This is a genomic window from Cellulomonas septica, assembly GCF_012396155.1.
Taxonomy (GTDB): domain Bacteria; phylum Actinomycetota; class Actinomycetes; order Actinomycetales; family Cellulomonadaceae; genus Cellulomonas; species Cellulomonas septica.
In genome coordinates, this window is record NZ_JAAXOY010000484.1 from 1 (window position 1) to 2,795 (window position 2,795).

At 75.8% G+C, this 2,795-nt stretch carries 3 protein-coding genes; 2 read left to right on the forward strand and 1 reads right to left on the reverse strand.

Features of this window, described 5'->3' with window-relative positions:
* Window positions 1-253: hypothetical protein (locus tag HGA02_RS15410; RefSeq protein ID WP_168679933.1), on the forward strand; the 253-nt coding region annotated here is incomplete at its 5' end.
* A gap of 239 nt (window positions 254-492) precedes the next feature.
* A complete protein-coding gene (locus HGA02_RS15415) occupies window positions 493-1,686 on the forward strand; it encodes an NAD(P)/FAD-dependent oxidoreductase (RefSeq protein WP_343035514.1) in 1,194 nt (397 codons plus the stop codon).
* A gap of 69 nt (window positions 1,687-1,755) precedes the next feature.
* Here the strand turns inward: HGA02_RS15415 and HGA02_RS21110 are convergent, their stop codons facing one another.
* On the reverse strand, window positions 1,756-2,343 hold the full coding sequence (locus tag HGA02_RS21110) for a VanZ family protein (RefSeq protein WP_168679937.1): 588 nt from the start codon (window positions 2,341-2,343) through the stop codon (window positions 1,756-1,758).
* Window positions 2,344-2,795 lie beyond the last annotated feature (452 nt).

Consider the following 2,795-nt stretch of genomic DNA (forward strand, 5'->3'; position numbering starts at 1 on the left):
CCTGCTGCGCGGGGGCGCCGACCTGGCCGCCCCGGTCCACGCCGACGGCCCCTGGGCCGACGCGTGGAGCCAGCGCACGAGCGCCGAGGCGACCGACCGGTGGACCGGCACCGACGACGGCACCGCGCGCTCCACGACGTGGAGCCGTGACGCGGACGCCTTCGCCCCGTCGTTCACCACGGGCCCGGTCGACGCGGACGTCCTCGCGTGGGCGTGGGGCCACCTGACCGGTCAGTCCTCCTCCCAGGACTGATCCGGTCCCGGTGACGCCGGCCTGACCGGCGCCACCGGGGCCCGCCAGGGGGCGGGCGGTCACGGCGACGACCTGACCGCCCGCCCTCGGTGCGCGCCGACGGTGCCCTCGGTGCGCGTCGGCGGTGCGCTCGGTGCGTCGACGCTCCCGACGGTGCACGGCATCGCTCCGACGCGCGGGTCCGCGTGACCCGACGTAGCGTGGCGCGTCCCCGACGCACACGGAGCGTGGTCCCGATCGTGACCGGTCCCCATCACCACGACGTCCTCGTGATCGGCGGCGGCAACGCCGGCATCTCGCTCGCGGCGAAGCTACGCCGCGACGGCTGCCGCGACGTCGCGGTCGTCGAGCCCAAGGACGTCCACGAGTACCGCCCGCTGCTGTCCTACGTCGCCGGCGGCATGGCGACCCTCGACGACCTGCGACGACCGCAGGCCGACGCGATGCCGCCCGGGGTGCGGTGGTACCAGGACGCGGTCACGGCGATCGACCCCGCACGGTCGGCGGTCCGCCTCGCGGGCGGCGGCGAGCTCACGTACACCGACCTCGCGGTGTGCCCCGGTTCGCAGGTGGACTGGGACGCGATCCCGGGCGCGCTGGACGCGGTGCGCGCCGGGTCCGCGTCGACGAGCTACCTGCCCGAGCACGCACCGGCGGCCTGGGAGCTGCTGTCGTCGCTCACGTCGGGGACGGCCGTGTTCGCGATCTCCGACCGTCACGTCCCGTGCGCCCCGGTCGGCCTCAAGCCGCTGTTCCTGGCCGCCGACCACTGGCGCCGGGCAGGGGTCCTCGACGAGATCCGGGTCGAGCTGCTGCTCGAGGCCGACCGGCTGGTCGACCTCCCGGAGTCCGACCGTGAGCTGCGAGCGGCGGCGGCCGGGTACGGCGTGCACGTCCGGACGTCGACCGCGGTCGAGCACGTCGACGGGACCGCCCGACGCGTCCGGCTCCGGACCCCCGGCGGCACCGACGACCTCGCGTACGACGCCCTGTTCCTCGCGCCACCGCACCGCGCGCCGCAGTGGCTCGCGTCGAGCGGGCTGACCTCGTCGAGCAGCGACGGGTTCCTCGCGGTCGACCCGCGGACGCTGCAGCACCCCGACCACCCGACCGTGTGGGGTCTGGGCGACGCGGCCCAGGTCGACGCCCTCCCCTCGGGCGGTGCGCTGCGCAAGCAGGTCCCCGTCGTCGCGCACAACATCGCCGCGCGGCGGACGGGCACGACGATGCGGCACTACGACGGGTACTCGGTCGCTCCCGTGACGACGTCCCGCAGCCGGCTGCTGCTCGCGGAGTTCGACCGTCGACGCCGACCCGAGCCGACCGTCCGCGTGCCGGACCTGGCACGACCGCGCCGCAGCCTCCTGCTCTTCGACCGGTACCTCGAACCGCCGATCTACTGGCGCCGGCTCCTCCGCGGCAAGGTGTCCTGAGCGACGCGCACGCCGCCCCCGTCCGGGGTGACGGGGGTCCGCGTCAGGCGGCCGTCGAGACGGCTGCGGCTACCCGCGCACGGGCTCCGGCTGCGCGGCGTCAGCGGCGTCCGGGGCGTCGTCGTGCCACCGGAAGCGGCTGACGAGCGCCCGGGCGGCCGGCACGCGTGACACGCCGACGAACGCCGCGTAGCCGAGCACGCCGCCGACGACGTTGAAGACCAGGTCGTGCACGTCGGCGACGTGACCCCCGCCCAGCAGGTGCGCGGTGACCGCCTGCGTGACCTCGATCGCCAGGCTGACGACGGCCGCCACCGCCACCGCCCGCCACCACGACACCCGGGCCACGAGCAGCGGCACGAGGAACCCGAGCGGCACGAACACGAGGACGTTCATCACCGCGTCGGCGACCTCGTACGGCGTCCACGGCACGACGACGACGCCGCTGGTCCAGGGCGCACTGCTGACCGGCTTGTCGAGGTAGATCGGGAAGACCGTGTTCGCGACGACGCCGGCGGCGTAGACGCAGAGCACGACCGCGACGGCGGCGCGCGGCACGGAGAGCCGTCCGCGGCGGGCCAGCGACCGCAGCAGCACCGCGAGGACTGCCGCGGCGAGGGGGACGACGACCGGGAGGACGGGGACCTGACGAAACACGCGTGACCTGTTCTGTACGACGACGCTCCGGCACGTCGACGGGGTCGACGGCACCGCCTCACAGTGCCAGCCGTCGCGTCGCAGGTCGTCCGCCCGTGGTCGGACCCGGGTCCCGCATGGGTCCGCCGTCGGCAGTTCCGCAGGCGGGCGGGGTGCCGGTGGCGTGCCGAGAGGGGGGTGGCACGCCACCGGCGCTTCGGGCGGTCCGCGGTTGACGCGACCGTCGGACCACCCGCCCGGACCCGGCGGACTCGCCGTCGGGTCCGTCTGCGAATGTAGCGATCCGGACATCTCCTGCCCAGAGGTCCAGCGACCCTCGCGGCGGCGTCCGCTGCGCCCACAGGCCCGTCCGGGGCGTCGGGGAGGTGAGGCCCGGCTGCGGTCGAGCCCGGTCTCGCCGCGGTCAGGCCGGGTCAGGACGGTCGGCCCGGCTCCCCCGGCGCTGCGTCGGC